We start from the raw sequence: 16,293 nt of genomic DNA, 5'->3' as shown, positions 1-16,293 counted from the left end.
GGGGAACACGCGCATGAAACTGGTTGCAGGCAACAGCAACCGCCCACTTGCTGAGGCAATTTCCAACTATCTCGACGTCGCACTCGCGCGCTGCGTGGTCCGCCGGTTCGCGGACAAGGAGATTTTCGTCGAGGTGCAAGAGAACGTCCGTGGCGAGGACGTCTTCATCCTGCAATCGACCTCGGCGCCCGCCAACGACCACCTCATGGAACTGCTGATCCTCTGCGACGCGCTGAAGCGCGCCTCGGCGCGGCGTATCACGGCGGTCATTCCCTATTTCGGCTATGCCCGGCAGGACCGGAAGCCCGGCCCGCGCACCCCCATCTCGGCGAAGCTCGTGGCGAACATGATCGTCCGCGCCGGCGCCGACCGCGTTCTGACGCTCGATCTCCATGCGGGCCAGATCCAGGGCTTCTTCGATATCCCGACCGACAATCTCTTTGCCGCTCCTGTCATGGTCAGCGACATCAAGGATGTGATGGCGAACGACAACATCATGGTGGTCTCGCCGGACGTGGGCGGCGTGGTGCGCGCCCGGGGACTGGCGAAGCGCATCGACGCGCCGCTCGCCATCGTCGACAAGCGCCGGGAACGGCCGGGCGAATCCGAGGTCATGAATGTCATCGGCGACGTGTCCGGACACAGCTGCATTCTGATGGACGATATTGTCGACTCGGGCGGAACGCTGGTGAACGCGGCCGAAGCCCTTCTGAGACAGGGCGCGAAGCAGGTCACCGGCTACATCACCCACGGCGTGCTGTCCGGCGGCGCCATCGCCCGCGTCATGGCCTCGCAGCTGACCGAGCTGGTGATCACCGACTCGATCATGCCCAGCGACGCCGTGGTCAACGCGCATAATATTCGCGTGCTGTCGATCGCGCCTCTCTGGGCGAAGCCATCGCCCGCACGGCCGAGGAAAAATCCGTCTCCAGCCTGTTCTACTAGGCCTTCTACCGCGCCAGCATCCACACGCCGAGGCCGATCAGGACCAGGCCGCCGGCGAGCCGGCTGAACACCGCGTAGCCGTGTGCACGAAGGCCTGAACGGCGAAGGCCGCCAGCCCGAAGATGATCAGATCGTCCAGCATGAAGAAGACGACGTAGAGCGCGATATAGGCGTAGTAGCCGAACGTGGAGACGTCGCTCAGCGCAAGCACATGGGTGAAGATGGCCGGAAGCGCGGCCGAACAGACGAACTCGACGGCGTCACCGCGAAGGCGAGCCCGACGATCAGCAGCAGGCTGACGACCCCGATCGGCGCCGCGACCACATCGCGAATGCGCGACATGGTCCGTTGGCGCTGCTCCACGTCGCCGACCTCGCATTCGATCACGCCGCGTGTCCACACCAGCTCGTAGAGGTGGCTGATACCGAAGCCGATGGCGAGCAGCGCGACGAACTCGGTGAGCGGCCGCACATAGCCCACGACCAGAAATACGTTGAGCCACGCGGTCATCAGCAGGAAATACAGAATGCCGGAGGCAAGCACGAAGGTCCCGACCAGCCACCAGATCTTCGCCGGATCCCGCAGTCCCGCGATCAGCGAGATCAAATAGATCAACACCCACATGGCGCACGGATTGAAGCCGTCGGCGAGCCCCATGATCACCGCCAGGCCCGCAAGCGAATAGCCGTTCGGGTCGATCTTGCCGAAGACGGGCAAGTCCACATATCCGGCCGATGTCTGGTTGCCGTGCGCGGCCCCGCCCACCAGCGCGAGCAGGTCCGCGCCGGTCGTTTCGGGCCGGTCGAATCCGAGCATGTGCCGGTCCCCGAAAACGAAGAGCGGAACGCCGAGCCCCCGCTCGGGAATGCCGTACTCCCGGGCCACCACGCGGAACAACCGTTCGTTCGCCGGTGTCGACACGTCATGGATATCGGTTTCAATCTCGGGGTGATCCCGGAGGAACGCTTGCGCGGCGTGGCAATGCGGGCAGTCCGGGTGCACGAACACGTGGAGCCGCCCATCGTCCCGCCAGGCGAGAATGTCCCCCGGCGCCACCTCCTGCGCCGGCCTCGACTGCATCAGCGCGAAGACGGCGAGCAGCAACACCGCGAGGACGATGCGCACCCTCGCGGGCGTCGCGCCTTCGCCAATCTTTGTCACCAGGGAATGCGGAGAACCGTTCGTCATGAGGCCGTTTGAGTGTCCGTGAGGGGCACGGCGCGGTCGCACCACGGACCGCAAGCCCGAAGGGATCGTGTCGTAAGCATATGGAACCTCGGTCAATCGCGTGACATGGTAGCCACTTATCGTCAGCCGCCAAATGCGTCGCAATTGCGGTTGACCCATAATCTTCAGGCGTGCGACTCAACGCAGCCTGACCCACCGAGGAGGAGCCTGTCCATGCACGTCAATCTCGAAAACGCCGAACAAGTCATCGAAGCGGCCCGCAAGAAAGCCGTCGCGCTCAAGACCCAAATGTGCATCGCCGTGGTCGACTCCGGCGCGAACCTGAAGGCGTTCATGCGCATGGACGATGCCTGGGTGGGCTCCATCGATATCGCGATCAAGAAGGCGACGACGGCCTGCTTCTTCGGCATGGCGACGGGCGCGCTGGGCCAGCTTTCGCAACCGGGCAAACCGCTCTACGGCATCGAGCATTCCAATGACGGCCTGATCACGTTCCCCGGCGGCTTGCCGATCGTCGACGAAGACGGCGTTCTCGTGGGAGCCATCGGCGTGAGCGGCAGCACGGTCGAGAACGACCATGAGGTTGCCGCCGCGGGCGTGGCCGTGCTCGGCGTCTCCGAGCTGCCCGCGCATCCCTGGCGCACGTGAGTGGCGCCCAGGCGCGTGCCGCCTAAGGGCCGAACACCAATCCGTCAGGCAAGGCGTTGACGTCCGCCGTGCCGGTGAGCGTCATCGCCTCGTCGAGCTCTTGAGCGATCAGGTGAAGCGCGGCCGCGACGCCGCGCTCGCCATAAGGCGCAAGACCGTACATATAGGCCCGGCCCAGGAGGCAGCCGTCCGCGCCGCGTCCGAGCGCCTTCAGAACGTCGAAGCCGGAACGGACGCCGCTGTCGAGGATGAGCTCGATCCGATCGCCCACGGCCTCGCGGACGCGCGGCATCATCTCGATCGTGCTCGCGGCGCTGTCGAGCTGCCGTCCGCCATGGTTGGACACCACCACACTGTCGGCGCCGAGATCGGCCGCGATCTTCGCATCGTCCGGGTCGAGGATGCCCTTCACGATCAGCTTGCGGGGCCAGGTCCGGCGCAGCCATTCGAGATCGGCCGTGCTGACCGCGCCTTTGAAGCGCGGCTCCGCCCAGGCGGAAACCGAAGGGAGGTCGTCTCCCCCCGGCGCATAGGGCGCGAGATTGCCGAGGGTCGGCTTGTTCCGCAGATAGCGGATGAGCCATCGCGGTCGGCGGACGACATCGAGCACATGCCAGATGCGCAAATTCAGCGGGATGGTGACGCCGTTGTCGAGATCGCGATTGCGGCGACCCTGAACGGCCGTGTCCACATTGACGATCAACCCCGAGCAACCGGCATCCTCCGCCCGCTGCAGAAGCGCCGCGTTCACCTCGCGGTCCTTCATCAGGTAGAGCTGGAACAGAAACGGCGTGTCCACCGCATCGGCCACCTCCTCGATCGAAGAGCTTGCCAGCGAGCTGAGGCAATACGGCACCCCGAAGGACTCTGCGGCCCGGGCTGCATGAAGCTCCGCCTGCGGATGAAACGCACCGCCCATGCCCATCGGGGCAAGCGCGACGGGAAGCGAGGCGTCGAGCCCGAAGATCGTCGTGCGCGTGTTGCGGATCGCCGCATGGTCGAACACGCGCTGGCGCAGGCGCAACGCGTCCAACTGCTCGCGGTTTCGTCTGAGAGTCACTTCGTCTTGGGAGCCGCCTTCGAGAAAGTCGAAGACGATCACGGGCAGATACCGCTTGGCCTTGGCGCGCAATTTGCCGGGATGGTTCGCGAGGGGCGATGGCCGGATCATGGCGCCGCCGCGCAGATCCCCCAGCTCGGCCCCGGCCGCCTCCTTCGCGGGCACCCCGGAAAGACGACTGTCGAACTGTTCGTTCATGACGTGCGCAGTCCCCATTTTGCGCAAGTTCGGCGCCCGTCGCGCGAACGCACCGGCGAAGCACCCATCCCAAGCCGCAAACCCTATCATAGATCAGGCAGCCGCCCGCAGGCGAATTGCCCCTCTTTCCTTAACCGGGCGATCGCTCCACGATGGGCCTTGTTCCACCTAGCCCAACCCCGCCGCCCGATGTCCGAACCCAACGACCTTCCCATCGCAATCGCCGGCGCCGGCAGTGTGGGGTGCTATATCGGCGCCCATCTCGCCGCGGCGGGCCGGCGCGTCACGCTTTTGGCCCGGCCTGCTCTGGCGGCCGGGATTTCGCGTCATGGCCTGGTCGCTTCAGACCTCGAGGGACGCACGATCAGCGTTGCGCCGGAAAATCTGACGGTCAGCACGGATCCGTCCGAAGCCTTCGGGGAGGCCAAGCTGATCCTCGTCACCGTCAAATCCCACGATACCGACGCCATGGCCGCGCTGATTGCCGCGCATGCGCCGGCGGACGCGCTCGCCGTGAGCCTGCAGAACGGGGTCTGCAACGCCGACATCCTGCGCCGGCATCTGGGTTCGGACCGCGTCGTCGACGCCATGGTGCCATTCAACGTGGTCCAAAGCCGGCGCGAGGGCGCCGCGCCGCGCTTCCACCGGGCGAGCGGCGGCGTGGTTCTGGTGGAGAAGCAGGCGGCGGGCGTTCCAGCGGCGCTCCACGTGCCGAACCTGCCCGTCGCCGGACATGACGACATCGAAGCGGTGCTGTGGGGCAAACTGCTCGTAAACCTCAATAACGGGCTCAATGCCCTGTCCGGCCTGCCGCTCGTCCAGCAATTCGGCGACCGGCGCTGGCGCGCCCTCGTGGCCCGTCAGCTAGGCGAGGGCATGGCGGTGCTGGGCGCGCCGGCATCCACTATGCGCCGTACGAGGGCGTGCCCCAGCGGGCTCTGGCGCTGGCGCTGCGGCTCCCCGACCCTCTGTTCGGCCTCGTAGCCGGAAAGATGCTCACCATGGACAAGAGCGCCCGCTCCTCCATGTGGGAGGACCTGCAGGCCGGCCGGCGCACCGAAATCGACCACCTGCAGGGGGAAATCATCCGGCTCGCGGTCCAATTGGGGCGCCCGGCGCCGTTGAACCGGCGGGTCCTCGCGCTCGTCAAAGACGCCGAGCGCGCCAAAAAGGGCTCGCCAGGACTGGCGCCGGAGGCCGTTTCCGAGGCGCTTTAGCGCCCAAAAACAGCGCCGATAGGCGATTGTCTTCTTAGGTGTCCTTGGGCTATAAGCCTCTCCAATTCCGTCGCGGCGGCCACGATCAGAGCGCCGCGCCCGTATTTTGGGGGCCGGCTTCCGGCCCCTCACTATTTCAGACGTTCGGAGGATCAAATGGCTGAGGCGATCGAGCTCAAGGCGTGGACGCGAGGGCGCACCGGAACCGGTGGCGCACGCGCCGTCCGCCGCGAAGGGCGCATTCCCGGCATCATCTATGGCGGCAATGACGAGCCGCTCAACATCGCGTTGGAGACGAAGGAAGTTTCCAAGCAGATTCAGACCGGCCACTTCCAGAGCACGGTCTACATGATCGACATGGACGGCACGAAGATCCGGGCCATCCCACGCGACGTGCAGGTCGACCCGGTGCGCGACTTCCCGATCCACGTGGACTTCCTGCGCCTGGCGAAAAACGCCTCGGTCGACGTGGACGTGCCGGTGCACTTCCTCAACGAAGCCGCCTCGCCTGGCCTCAAGCGCGGTGGCATCCTCAACGTCGTGCGCCACGAAATCACCTTGGTCTGCCCGGCCGACCGGATTCCGGATTCGATCGAGATCGACCTCACGGGGATGGAGATCGGCGACTCGATCCACATCTCTTCGGTGAGCCTGCCCGAGGGCGCGGTTCCCTCGATCACCGACCGCGACTTCACCATTGCCACCATCGCCGGCCGCGGCGCCGACGAGGCGACGGAAGAGGCCGCCGAGGGCGAGGGAGAAGGCGCAGCCGAAGCAGCCGAAGAGTCGAAGGAATAACCTTCTCCTTTTCGGCCTGACGGGCTGTTTGGGCCGCGATACGGGACGACGCGATGAAGCTCTTTGTCGGCCTCGGCAATCCGGGGGCGCAATACGCCTTCAACCGTCACAATGTCGGCTTCATGGCCGTGGACGTCATGGCCGCCGCACACGGTTTCCCCGCTTGGCGCAAGCGCTTCCAGGGTCTGATCTGCGAAGGCCGGCTGGGCGGCGAACAGGTGCTTCTCCTCAAGCCGCAGACCCATATGAACGAGTCCGGGCGCTCGGTGGGCGAAACCGCGCGCTTCTACAAGATCCCGGTCGGCGACGTGGTCGTCTTTCACGACGAGCTCGATCTTGCTCCCGGCAAGGTGCGGGTGAAGATCGGCGGGGGCGTGGCCGGCCATAACGGGCTCAAATCCGTGACGGCACATTTGGGCAACGACTATATACGCGTCCGGATCGGGATCGGTCACCCGGGCCATCGCGAGCGGGTCGTCGGTCATGTCCTGCGCGATTTCGCCAAGGCGGACATGGAATGGCTCGAACCGGTGCTGTTCGCCATGTCGGACGCGGCCCCTCTGCTCGCCAAGGGCGAAAAGGATCGCTTTCAAACCCAAGTCGCCCACGAAACCCGAAACGAAACGCAAAGCGAAACGGACTAGGTCCCGGTCGCAAAGCCGGACGGACGGCGCGACAGGCCACAGGAGCCAAGGAACACGATGGGATTCAAATGCGGCATCGTCGGACTGCCGAATGTCGGCAAGTCCACGCTCTTCAACGCGCTGACGGAGAGCGCCGCGGCGCAGGCCGCCAACTACCCCTTCTGCACCATCGAGCCCAATGTGGGCGACGTGCCGGTGCCCGATCCGCGCCTCGCCAAGCTCTCGGAGATCGCCGGGTCCGCGCAAACGATCCCGACGCGCCTGACCTTCGTCGACATCGCCGGGCTCGTGCGCGGCGCCTCCCAAGGCGAAGGGCTGGGCAACCAGTTCCTCGCCCATATCCGCGAAGTCGACGCGATCGCTTATGTCCTGCGCTGTTTCGAGGATTCCGACGTGGTCCATGTGGACGGCAAGGTGGACCCCACGGCCGACGCCGAGACCATCGAGACGGAGCTGATGCTCGCGGACCTCGAGAGCCTCGAACGCCGCGTGCCGACGCTCGAAAAGAAAATCCGCGGCCAGGACAAGGAGGCCAAGGAGATCTTGGCGCTTCTGGAACGGGCGCTCGCCACGCTGCGCGAGGGCAAGCCCGCGCGTTTCGCCATTGGCGACGACGACGACCGCAAGGCCTTCCACACGCTGGGGCTCCTGACCTCCAAACCCGTCCTCTATGTCTGCAATGTGGACGAGGCTTCGGCGGCGTCCGGCAACGCGCTGTCCGCGGCCGTGCAAGAGCGCGCCGAGAAAGAAGGCGCGGGCTGCATCATCATTTCCGCCAAGATCGAATCCGAGCTGGTGGAACTCGACGCCGAGGAGCGGCAATCCTACCTCGCCGATCTCGGCCTCGAAGAGCCCGGCCTCAACCGGCTGATCCGCGAAGGCTACAAGCTGCTCGACCTCCTTACCTATTTCACGGTGGGCCCCAAGGAAGCACGCGCCTGGACCGTCGAGCGCGGCACGCGCGCGCCGCAAGCGGCCGGGGTGATCCACACCGACTTCGAGAAAGGCTTCATCCGGGCCGAGACCATCGCCTACGACGACTATGTCGGCCTCGGCGGCGAAAGCGGCGCCCGCGATGCGGGCAAGCTACGCCTCGAAGGCAAAGAGTATGTGGTGCAGGACGGCGACGTGCTGCATTTCCGCTTCGCGAATTAGCGCCTCACGTCTCGTCCTGGGTCTCCGCCTTCGCGGGGCGGTTGCGAGCCCGCTTGCGCGGCGCTGTTTTCTTCGCAGCGGCTTCGGCGACCTCCACCGTGGCAGTTTCCGCTGGAAGTCCTATGGGCGGGGTCACGCCCATGGACAGATAGACGTTCACGAGCCTCTCGACGCCGCCGTCGGCCGGCCTGACCCATTCTTGGGGCACGTAGACGAGCGCCCCGCCGAAGGGCACCGGCGCAAACGGTACCAGCACGGGCACATAGGTCTTGTCGCCGACAGCCACCGGCTCGTTCGAGGGCATGAGCGCCAGCGTGGCGGCGCTGCCCTCACCGCCGAAAAAGCACCAGACAGGGCTCATGCCTTTCAGGCTGTCCTCGCCGTCGCCCCGATCCATCATCGCGACGAAGCGCTTGGAGATGTCGTAGACATTCGACACCAGCGGAATGCGCATCATGAACCAATCGAAACTGTTGGATATCCAGCTCCGCAGGCCCGATTCCACCGCCAAACCCAGCAGAAAGATCAGCGCCACGATGATACCGAGCCCGATGAAGTAGGCCACATGGGACGAGGCCGACAAGTTGAGCCCGAGATGCGTGATGAGGTTGCCGAGGAAGCTGCCCGGCCCCGCATAGGTTGCCACCAGGGACCCCAGCCACGCGGTGACCAGAACCGTGACCATGATGGGCAGCAGCGCCAAGGCGCCGGATAGAAACACTCGGAAAATACGGCCCACGGGTCACCTCCATTTTTGCCACCGGACGCTAGCCCATCGGGGGCACGAGGGCCACAGGACACCGGCGCCAAACGCAAAGGCCGCCGGGACAGAAGCCCCGACGGCCCTACGCGGTACTGAAGCGGCTTGCCGCGCCCGGCTGGCCTTAGCCTACGTTTTTCAACGCATCGGCTGCGGCCACACGGCGCAGGAAGTTCTCGACCATGTGACGAAGCTGCTCGCCGTGGCGCGACAGGTCCTTACTGATCTGCAGCATCTGCGCCGCCGATTGGTTCGTCTCGTCGACGGCCTTGGTCACGTCCGGCATGTGCTGGGCCACGTCCTCCGTGCCCCGCGCGGCTTGGCGCACGCTGTTTGAAATCTCCGAGGTCGCCGCCGATTGCTGCTGAACGGCACCGGCGATCTCCTGCGTATTCTGATTCACATCGCCCATCGTGGTCACGATGGACTGCATGGCCTCGACCGCGCTGCGGGTCGAAGACCGGATCGCGTCGATCTGCTGCTTGATGTCGTCGGTCGCCTTAGCCGTCTGATCGGCCAGCGTCTTGACCTCGCTCGCCACCACGGCGAAGCCGCGGCCCGCTTCGCCGCGCGCGCCGCCTCGATCGTGGCATTGAGCGCCAACAGATTGGATTGCGCGGCGACGTCTTGAATGAGGTCCACCACATCGCCGATGCGTTCGGCCGCATGGGTGAGGCTCTGGACCTTTTCGTTGGCCGTGCGGGCATTCTCCGTCACATGGTCCACGATCTTGCTGGCGGTCGAGACGCGCGTGCCGATGTCGCTGCAGGACACGGCCAGTTCCTCGGCCGTCGCCGCCACCGATTGCACGTTTGCCGAAGCCTCGTCGGAGGCCGACGCCACCGCGGTGACGCGGTCGTTCGTGTCCGTGGCGACATTCGACAAGAGCCGCGCGGTCTCGTCCATCTGCCGCGCACTGTCCGCGAAGGCGCCGAGCAGGCCGGCGATCGACCCGCGAAACTGATGGATGAGCTCCTCGGTCCGCCGCTGGGAGGCAAGCCGCCCCTCGATCTGGCTGTCCTGCTCGTGTTGGTGGGACTCGCTCCAGCTATGGGCATCGGCCTGAAACGCGCTCAGCGCTTTGGCCAAAAGGCCGATCTCATCGCCCCGTCCCGTGTGCGGAACCTCGCCATCCATTTCCCACTTGGTCAGCCGCGAAATAACGGCATTGAGATCGTTGAGCGAGGCCGCGAGCGAACGGCCGTAGAGATAGCCGACGCCTGCCGCGAGCCCGGTGGCGACAAGCAGCGCCAGCAATATGGCACCCCCGGCCCCCGGCATGGTGAGCTGGAAAGAGATCGTCACCACCACGGCGGCAACGGCCGTCAGGCCAAGATAAAGAGCAAATTTCTTGCTGAGATCCATCGGAGCTCTCAATTCACAACAGCCAAAATAAGGGCACCCCCCAGGGTCCCCGCGCGCACCCGTGCAACAGAAAAGCCCCTGCGCAGCGTGGTGATGGCAGCTTCAACCGTTGTGGTTAAAAGTCCCTTTAAAAGAGAACGACCGGTCGCGTTTAACGGAGCGCCGCAGCGATGTTCCCGCCGTCCACGGTCTCGACATGGCCCGTCGTCTTGCGCGCCTTGGCAAGTGCCAGAAACGCTTGGGCCACGTCCTCGGCCGTGACTTCGGCGTGCAGCAGGTTGCCGGCCATGTAGTCCGCTTCGGAAACGCCCCGGGCCTTCGACCGCGCTGCGATCATCTCGCCCGTGAGAAGTCCGCTTCTGATGCGGTCCGCATTGACGCCGTTCGAACGGATGCCGTCCGCGCCATAATCGAGCGCGTATTGGCGCATCAAGAGCATGGTGGCCGCCTTGGGCAGACCGTAGGGCCCGAAATTCTGTCCCGGATTGACGGCCTGCTTGGAGATGTTGAACAAGAGCGCCCCGCCCGTGTCCTGCTTCAGCATAATCGCCACCGCTTCGCGCGCGACGCTCTGGTGCGCGAAGAAATTCAACTCGAAGCTCTCGCGCAGAACCTCGTCCGGAACGTCGCCAATGCGGCCCTGCCAGGCCGCGCCCGCGTCGACACGAGAATGTCGACACCGCCGAAGCGCGCGCAGACAGCGGCGAAAGCGCGGGCGACGTCGTCCGGTTTGGTCACGTCGCAGGCAATGCCGATCCCTTTCACGGCGTCTGCCGTCTCGGACGCGCATCGACGCGACGTCGAACACAGCCACGGCGGCCCGTCGGCCGCCGAGGGCCTTGGCCGTGGCCGTCCCGATGCCGGCGCCCGTGACCACCGCCACCTGGCCCGTGAGCGGCTTGACCACCTGCTTCTTGAGCTTGGCCTGTTCCAGGCTCCAATATTCGAGGGCGAACAGATCGCGTTCGGGCAACGGCTCGTAGCGCCCGATGGCCTCGGCATCCGTGATGACCCGGACCGTATTCTCGGCGAGGTCGCCCGCGATCGCCGCGTCCTTGGCCGAACGGCCGAGACCGAACAGGCCGACGCCGGGGACGAGGATCACGCGCGGCATGGGATCGAGCTTGGTCTTGGTCCCGCCGACGGCCTCGTTCTCGCGCGAGAAATAGATGTCGTATTCCGCGACGAAGGTCTCGACGGCGGCTTGGACCGACTGGGCGAACGCATCGAGCTTGCCGGCCTCGGGCGCGGGCACCACGAGCGGCTTGTTCTTCGTCCGGATGATGTGATCGGGCGTCACCACCCCACGCTGGCTGTAGGAGGCGAGTTCGGCGCCGTTCACATAGTCCAGGATGGCGGGGCTCGTCCGGAATTCGGCGATGAACCGCATCGGCTCCCGACCCGGGTGGTGAATGGCGCACGCCCCGCGCAAGATCGGAGCGATGTCCGCGGCCGTTGCCGGTTCGGCCGGCAGGTGCGCCCCCTGAAACACGACGGGACGGCCCTGACGCAGACGGCTTTCCGCGAGCGAGACCATTTCGATCATCCGCTCATAGGCGTCCCTAGCCGTGTCGCCGAAGGTGAAGATGCCGTGCTTGTGGAGGATCAGCCCCTCGACGTCCGGCTTCTCGTCGAAGACGTCGGCCGCCGCCTTGGCGAGATCGAACCCGGGCGCGATGTAAGGCACGATGCCCATGCGTCCGTCATAGACCTCACGGGCCAGAACCTCGCCGTCCGGCTGATCGACCAGCGACAGCACCGCCGCGGCATGGGCGTGGTCCACGAATTTGTGCGGCAGGAACGCGTGCAGCAGCGTTTCCACGGACGGGTTCGGCGCGGCGGCGTTCAAAAGGTTCAGCCGCTGCATGTTGACCATGGCCTCGTCGGACAGCGCATCGAGCGCGCGCATCTCCCGCAACGGTCCGAGTTTCACCGCCGGCAGACCCCAGGGCTCCATATCCGCCATATCGGCGCCGGAGCCCTTCACCGCGATCACGTCGTGCTCCTGGCCGAGATCGTCCACGGCACGCGTCTTCACGGACGTGTTGCCGCCGCCGTGCAGCACAAGCAGCGGGTCGCGGCCGATCAGCCGCGTGGTGTAGACGCGAAGGGCGATGTCCTCGCTGACGCCTTCGGCGCCATAGGTCTCGATCGCGCGCTTCGCTGCGTCGTCGTTCCATTGACTTTTCATGGCGCGGGTTTTGGCAAGTTTCCGCAAGCGCGGCAAGCGGGGACCGCATCTTTTCCGCGTCTGGGCCGAAATCGTGAGCCTGGCCGAAGAATCCTCATTTTCGCCCCGCGACGATACGGATTCGAAACAAATTTGACCGGATAATCAGAACGTAAGGGGCGCTTTGGGATGAGGGAGACATCGTCGTGGGGAGATTCCTGAACGCATACAAGCCGGAACGGCATTACATGCGCGGGCCGGGGCCGAAATGGCACGCCAAGCATACGGCCTCGCTCGTGGCCGCCGCCGGCGCGCAACCCATGGAAAGCCAATGTCCGGCGGACCATGGATTCTGGGCCGATGGGGCCCGGCTGATGGGCTGGATGGCCCCGACGGCCGCAGCCGCAACGCTGGGTTTCATGGCCGTCATGGTGCTGGCCTAGCGAAGCGAAAATCGGCGCCAAGAGGCGCTTCAGTGCGCGATTCCGCGCCGCACGACGCGCGCGCCCTTGCCCGCACGCACGGACCGGCAACGCAAAAGAATCGTGAAATTCAACGCTCTGGGCTTCCCTTTTTGGCCGCGGGGGGCCACCTTATGGGTCTACGAGGAAGGGTCACCAAGTACGCGAGGTACCTCATGCGCTCAGTTGTCTTCACGACCCTAGCCGGGCTCGCCGCCATTTTCCTTGTGGCAAGCCCCACGCCTGCGTCGGCAACGCCAGCCGCCGCGGCACTGAATTACAGCCCTGCCACGGCATCGGAGGTCGTTCCGGTCCGGCGGTGGTACAGGCGACGGTATTACCGCCGCCCTTACTACCGCTACCCGTACTACCGCCGTCCCTATTATGGGCGTCCCTACGCCTACCGGCCTTATCGCTACTATAGCCCTTACGGCTATTACCGGCGCCCCTATTGGCGTCGGGGCGTGAGCGTCTATGTCGGCATCTAGGCGGTCATTGCGCTAGACGCACTCAGAAGAAGCGCGGCGCCTTCACGGGCGCCGCGTTTTCGTCTGTCGCGGCCGCTCACAGCAGCACGCCCGCGAGACCGGCAACGAGCATGGCGGCGAGCGCCCACAGAAGCGGCTTGCCGAGCGCCATGCCGCCGAGGACGAGGGCGATGCTCCACTTGACCACCGTGTTGACCAGCGCCGCGATCACGATGGACACGACAGCCACATGCGCATTGCCGTTCCTGGCGACTTCGGCCATGGACAAGGTGATCGCATCCACATCCGTCAGACCCGCAAGGCCCGCGACCACATAGACGCCGCCTTGGGAGAAGTTCTCCTCGGCGATCTTCACCGCGACCAGCACCACGGCGAAGAAGGCCGCGAACTTCGCCGCGGAGAAGACGCTGAAGGGATTGCTGACCTGGATGTCCTGCCGCGCGCTGACCCCCGGCCCTTTCCGGCGGTAGAGGAAATAGAGCAGCGCCGCCGCCCCGGCCGCGACCAAGGCCATGGCCGCGAACGGCATGAAGATCGGCCCGAGCAGCGCCCGGTTCACCACGGCCACGACCACCAGCACGCGTGCGAACATGACCGCCCAGGCGACCAGGATGCCGCTGGCGAACGCCGTCGTGTTCTTGGGATCGGTGCGCGCTTCCCGCGCGAACGAGACGGTCACGGCCGTCGACGACACGAGGCCGCCCGCGAACCCGGTCAGCAGCGCACCCTTGCCGGGCCCGAGCCACCGCGTCAGCGCGTAGCCAACCAGCGACAGGCCGGAGATCAGAATGACCAGGAGCCAGAGTTGGTAAGGGTTGAGCGCGCCCCAGGGATCGATCGGTTTGTCGGGCAGGAGCGGCAGCGCGATGAAGGTCGCGATCAGGAGCTGCAGACCCGAATAGACGTCGTCCCAGCCGAGCTGCTTCACAAAGCCATGCATCGGGTCCTTGTAGGCAAGGACCGCCGTGGTGACGACGGCGAGCGCGATGGCGATCTCGGCCCCGCCCAGCATGACGATCCCGCCGAGCGCGAACACGACAACGGCGGCAATCTCTGTGGTCAGGCCGACCGCCTGATCCTGGCCGCGCGTGGTCACCATGTAGCCCGCGACCACGAAGGCGCCTGTGAGCAGCAAGCCGGCGGCCAAGATCCAATAAGTATCGAAGGCGCGGGAGATCCAGGCCGTGCACGCGCCGAACAGCGCCAGCAGAATGAAGGTCCGCAGGCCCGCCGGCTGGTCCGTCTTGGCCTTGCGTTCCCGGCGATGCTTCTCGCGCTCGATGCCGACCAGAGCGCCAAGTAAGACCGCGATCCCGAAATGGATCGCATCGGTCGTCAGGTCCTGTGGCTCCATCCCCCGCCCCTCCTCGCGGCGGAACATGCCCCTCGCGGGCCTCGGCGGCGGCGCTTCGCGACGTTACGAGTATAGTAGCGCCAGTCCCTCGCGCGAAGCCGGGGTCACACCGCGCTCGGTGATGAACCCCGTCACGAGCCGCGCGGCGTCACGTCGAAGGCATAGTTGGCCGCATGGGATCCCGGCGGCGCGACCGCGACGGTGGCAACCTGCCCGCCCGGCAGTTGCCCGGTCATGTGAGTCACCTCGCCCGGGTCGCGCTGCTCGATGGGGATGTCCGCGCCGTCCTCCAGCGTCCAGTCGATCGTCGAATGCGGCAGGGCGACGAAGAACTGGACCCCGTTGTCCTTCGCGGCGAGCGCCTTCAAATAGGTGCCGATCTTGTTGGCCACGTCGCCATTGGCCGTCGTGCGGTCGGTGCCGACGAGGCAGAGGTCCACCAGGCCCGCCTGCATCAGGTGACCGCCCGCGTTGTCGGCGACGATGGTATGGGGCACGCCATGGGCCCCGAGCTCGAAGGCGGTCAGGGATGCGCCCTGATTGCGCGGCCGGGTCTCGTCCACCCAAACATGGACCGGAACACCCCGGTCGAACGCCTGGTAGATCGGCGCCAGCGCCGTGCCCCAATCGACGGTCGCGAGCCAGCCGGCATTGCAATGGGTCAGGATGTTGACCGTCTCGCCGCCCTTGTGCGCCGCATGAGCCTCGATCAGGCCGACCCCGTGCTCGCCGATCCGGCGGCAAGTCTCCACATCCTCGTCGCAAATCTCCGCCGCCCGTGCGAAGGCACCGGCAACACGCGCGTCCGCGGGCAGAGGCTGAAGTTCAGCCACCATTTCGTCGAGCGCCCAGCGCAGATTGACGGCGGTCGGTCGCGTGGCGGCCAGCACCTCGCACGCCCGGGCGAGACCGGCATCGGAGGCATCGTCGGCCATGGCCAGCGCCACGCCATAGGCCGCCGTCGCACCGATCAGCGGCGCGCCGCGGACCTGCATGCTGGCGATGGCGTGAGCCGCGTCCTCAAGCGTGCAGAGCGCGACGATCTCGAGCGCGAAGGGAAGCTTGGTCTGGTCGATGATCTCTGCCGAGACGCCGTCGGCGCCGAGCCAGATGGTCCGGTAGGGTTTGCCGTCGATATTCATGGCCCCGCCTTAGCACATCAGCCCCGGCGCGTAGAGCCCTTACCCGCCGTTCTCAGTCGCCTTCGAACGACATGATCGTGTGGCACTGCACCCCGAGCTCGGCGAGCCGCGCGCAGCCGCCGAGATCCGGCAGGTCGATGACGAACGCCGCCCCGACCACCTCGGCCTTGAGCTGACGCAAAAGCTCCACGGCCGCAATTGCCGTCCCGCCCGTCGCGATCAGATCATCCACGAGCAGCACGGGCTCGCCCGGGCTCAGCGCGTCCTCGTGCACCTCGATGACGTCGACGCCGTATTCCAGCTCATATTCCTGGCCGACGGCCTTGGCCGGCAGCTTGCCCTTCTTGCGGATCGGCACGAAGCCGCAATGCAGCCGGTCCGCCGCCGCACCCCCCAGGATGAAGCCGCGTGCCTCGATGCCCGCCACGGACTCGACCCGCTGATCGTGGAACGGCGCCACCAATTGTTCGACCGATGCGCGGAAACCCGACGGATGGCCGAACAGCGTGGTCACATCGCGAAACATGATGCCGGGCTTCGGGTAATCCGGGATTGTCCGCACGAGGGACTTGAGATCGATATCGGTGGTCATTGGGTTTGGGTCTCCAAAGCCGCGGCGGCCAGACGGGTGGGAAAAACGCAAGACGCCTTGATCAAGACGCCTTGATAACGGAACAGACTTCGACTGACCAGGACCGGC

The 16,293-nt window shown here is 65.9% G+C and carries 15 protein-coding genes and 3 pseudogenes; 9 read left to right on the top strand and 9 right to left on the bottom strand.

The genetic code is table 11. The features are described 5' to 3' along the window. Nucleotides 1–13: 13 nt before the first annotated feature. Nucleotides 14–945 (top strand): annotated as a pseudogene (locus tag AUC68_RS07290) (ribose-phosphate pyrophosphokinase). Between the two features lie 37 nt (nucleotides 946–982). On the opposite strand, the gene AUC68_RS16755 reads toward AUC68_RS07290, so the two are convergent. Then, complete coding sequence (locus tag AUC68_RS16755; RefSeq protein ID WP_158008263.1) at nucleotides 983–1,156, bottom strand: hypothetical protein; 174 nt, start codon at nucleotides 1,154–1,156, stop codon at nucleotides 983–985. Next, entirely contained in the window at nucleotides 1,144–2,106 is a 963-nt protein-coding gene (locus tag AUC68_RS07285; RefSeq protein ID WP_141701142.1) for a thioredoxin domain-containing protein, read from the bottom strand. The genes AUC68_RS16755 and AUC68_RS07285 overlap by 13 nt, the downstream gene beginning before the upstream one ends. Nucleotides 2,107–2,346: 240 nt before the next feature. Here AUC68_RS07285 and AUC68_RS07280 point away from each other — a divergent pair, with 240 nt between their 5' ends. After that, nucleotides 2,347–2,781 carry a GlcG/HbpS family heme-binding protein gene (locus tag AUC68_RS07280; protein ID WP_069436990.1) on the top strand — a complete coding sequence of 145 codons (435 nt, stop codon included), beginning with the start codon at nucleotides 2,347–2,349 and terminating at the stop codon, nucleotides 2,779–2,781. A gap of 22 nt (nucleotides 2,782–2,803) precedes the next feature. Here AUC68_RS07280 and AUC68_RS07275 read toward each other — a convergent pair whose 3' ends face one another. Then, nucleotides 2,804–4,039: an alpha-hydroxy acid oxidase gene (locus AUC68_RS07275; RefSeq protein WP_158008262.1), complete on the bottom strand. Its 1,236-nt coding sequence runs from the start codon at nucleotides 4,037–4,039 to the stop codon at nucleotides 2,804–2,806. 189 nt (nucleotides 4,040–4,228) lie between these two features. Between AUC68_RS07275 and AUC68_RS07270 the strand changes: the two genes are divergently transcribed. The 5 genes from AUC68_RS07270 (at nucleotide 4,229) to ychF (ending at nucleotide 7,853) form a co-directional block, all read left to right on the top strand. Then, entirely contained in the window at nucleotides 4,229–5,023 is a 795-nt protein-coding gene (locus tag AUC68_RS07270; RefSeq protein ID WP_342027464.1) for a 2-dehydropantoate 2-reductase N-terminal domain-containing protein, read from the top strand. 17 nt (nucleotides 5,024–5,040) lie between these two features. Continuing rightward, a complete protein-coding gene (locus AUC68_RS18340; RefSeq protein ID WP_342027463.1) occupies nucleotides 5,041–5,256 on the top strand; it encodes a ketopantoate reductase C-terminal domain-containing protein in 216 nt (71 codons plus the stop codon). A 156-nt stretch (nucleotides 5,257–5,412) separates the two neighbouring features. Beyond that, a complete protein-coding gene (locus tag AUC68_RS07265) occupies nucleotides 5,413–6,054 on the top strand; it encodes a 50S ribosomal protein L25/general stress protein Ctc (protein ID WP_069436989.1) in 642 nt (213 codons plus the stop codon). A 53-nt stretch (nucleotides 6,055–6,107) separates the two neighbouring features. Next, nucleotides 6,108–6,698, top strand: coding sequence for an aminoacyl-tRNA hydrolase (gene pth / locus AUC68_RS07260; RefSeq protein WP_069436988.1), 591 nt, complete (start codon nucleotides 6,108–6,110; stop codon nucleotides 6,696–6,698). A 57-nt stretch (nucleotides 6,699–6,755) separates the two neighbouring features. After that, nucleotides 6,756–7,853 (top strand): redox-regulated ATPase YchF, encoded by a 1,098-nt coding sequence (ychF, locus tag AUC68_RS07255; protein ID WP_069436987.1) that lies wholly within the window; start codon nucleotides 6,756–6,758, stop codon nucleotides 7,851–7,853. Nucleotides 7,854–7,857: 4 nt separating this feature from the next. Here the strand turns inward: ychF and AUC68_RS07250 are convergent, their stop codons facing one another. The 3 genes and pseudogenes from AUC68_RS07250 to AUC68_RS07235 form a co-directional block, all read right to left on the bottom strand. Then, a complete protein-coding gene (locus AUC68_RS07250) occupies nucleotides 7,858–8,592 on the bottom strand; it encodes a DUF502 domain-containing protein (RefSeq protein WP_083240509.1) in 735 nt (244 codons plus the stop codon). A gap of 145 nt (nucleotides 8,593–8,737) precedes the next feature. Further along, nucleotides 8,738–9,519 (bottom strand): annotated as a pseudogene (locus tag AUC68_RS17645) (methyl-accepting chemotaxis protein). 610 nt (nucleotides 9,520–10,129) lie between these two features. After that, nucleotides 10,130–12,169, bottom strand: coding sequence for a bifunctional aldolase/short-chain dehydrogenase (locus AUC68_RS07235; RefSeq protein WP_244500422.1), 2,040 nt, complete (start codon nucleotides 12,167–12,169; stop codon nucleotides 10,130–10,132). 185 nt (nucleotides 12,170–12,354) lie between these two features. Here AUC68_RS07235 and AUC68_RS07230 point away from each other — a divergent pair, with 185 nt between their 5' ends. Together AUC68_RS07230 and AUC68_RS15780 are read left to right on the top strand one after the other, a co-directional pair. Next, the gene (locus AUC68_RS07230) at nucleotides 12,355–12,591 is read left to right on the top strand and encodes a hypothetical protein (protein WP_069436983.1); all 237 of its coding nucleotides are present in this window, start codon (nucleotides 12,355–12,357) and stop codon (nucleotides 12,589–12,591) included. A 194-nt stretch (nucleotides 12,592–12,785) separates the two neighbouring features. Continuing rightward, the gene (locus tag AUC68_RS15780) at nucleotides 12,786–13,097 is read left to right on the top strand and encodes a hypothetical protein (protein WP_083240526.1); all 312 of its coding nucleotides are present in this window, start codon (nucleotides 12,786–12,788) and stop codon (nucleotides 13,095–13,097) included. Between the two features lie 76 nt (nucleotides 13,098–13,173). Here the strand turns inward: AUC68_RS15780 and AUC68_RS07225 are convergent, their stop codons facing one another. From AUC68_RS07225 to AUC68_RS07215, 3 genes and pseudogenes are all read right to left on the bottom strand, one after another. Next, nucleotides 13,174–14,451, bottom strand: a complete 1,278-nt coding sequence (locus tag AUC68_RS07225) for an MgtC/SapB family protein (protein ID WP_069437076.1) — start codon at nucleotides 14,449–14,451, stop codon at nucleotides 13,174–13,176. A 63-nt stretch (nucleotides 14,452–14,514) separates the two neighbouring features. Further along, nucleotides 14,515–15,593, bottom strand: a pseudogene (gene mtnA, locus AUC68_RS07220) (S-methyl-5-thioribose-1-phosphate isomerase). Nucleotides 15,594–15,645: 52 nt separating this feature from the next. Then, the gene (locus AUC68_RS07215; protein WP_069436982.1) at nucleotides 15,646–16,185 is read right to left on the bottom strand and encodes an adenine phosphoribosyltransferase; all 540 of its coding nucleotides are present in this window, start codon (nucleotides 16,183–16,185) and stop codon (nucleotides 15,646–15,648) included. Between the last annotated feature and the right edge of the window lie 108 nt (nucleotides 16,186–16,293).

The sequence above is a fragment of the Methyloceanibacter methanicus genome (genome assembly GCF_001723285.1).
GTDB classification, from domain to species: Bacteria; Pseudomonadota; Alphaproteobacteria; order Rhizobiales; family Methyloligellaceae; genus Methyloceanibacter; species Methyloceanibacter methanicus.
The sequence above is the reverse complement of the archived record's forward strand: the minus strand, read 5'-3'. Positions and strand labels throughout refer to the sequence as shown.

Coding starts and splice junctions, on each gene's coding strand:
- AUC68_RS07280 (WP_069436990.1), top strand. CDS start 2,347: ATGCACGTCAATCTCGAAAACGCCGAACAAGTCATCGAAGCGGCCCGC.
- AUC68_RS07275 (WP_158008262.1), bottom strand. CDS start 4,039: ATGAACGAACAGTTCGACAGTCGTCTTTCCGGGGTGCCCGCGAAGGAG.
- AUC68_RS07270 (WP_342027464.1), top strand. CDS start 4,229: ATGTCCGAACCCAACGACCTTCCCATCGCAATCGCCGGCGCCGGCAGT.
- AUC68_RS18340 (WP_342027463.1), top strand. CDS start 5,041: ATGGACAAGAGCGCCCGCTCCTCCATGTGGGAGGACCTGCAGGCCGGC.
- AUC68_RS07265 (WP_069436989.1), top strand. CDS start 5,413: ATGGCTGAGGCGATCGAGCTCAAGGCGTGGACGCGAGGGCGCACCGGA.
- pth (WP_069436988.1), top strand. CDS start 6,108: ATGAAGCTCTTTGTCGGCCTCGGCAATCCGGGGGCGCAATACGCCTTC.
- ychF (WP_069436987.1), top strand. CDS start 6,756: ATGGGATTCAAATGCGGCATCGTCGGACTGCCGAATGTCGGCAAGTCC.
- AUC68_RS07235 (WP_244500422.1), bottom strand. CDS start 12,169: ATGAAAAGTCAATGGAACGACGACGCAGCGAAGCGCGCGATCGAGACC.
- AUC68_RS15780 (WP_083240526.1), top strand. CDS start 12,786: ATGCGCTCAGTTGTCTTCACGACCCTAGCCGGGCTCGCCGCCATTTTC.
- AUC68_RS07225 (WP_069437076.1), bottom strand. CDS start 14,451: ATGGAGCCACAGGACCTGACGACCGATGCGATCCATTTCGGGATCGCG.
- AUC68_RS07215 (WP_069436982.1), bottom strand. CDS start 16,185: ATGACCACCGATATCGATCTCAAGTCCCTCGTGCGGACAATCCCGGAT.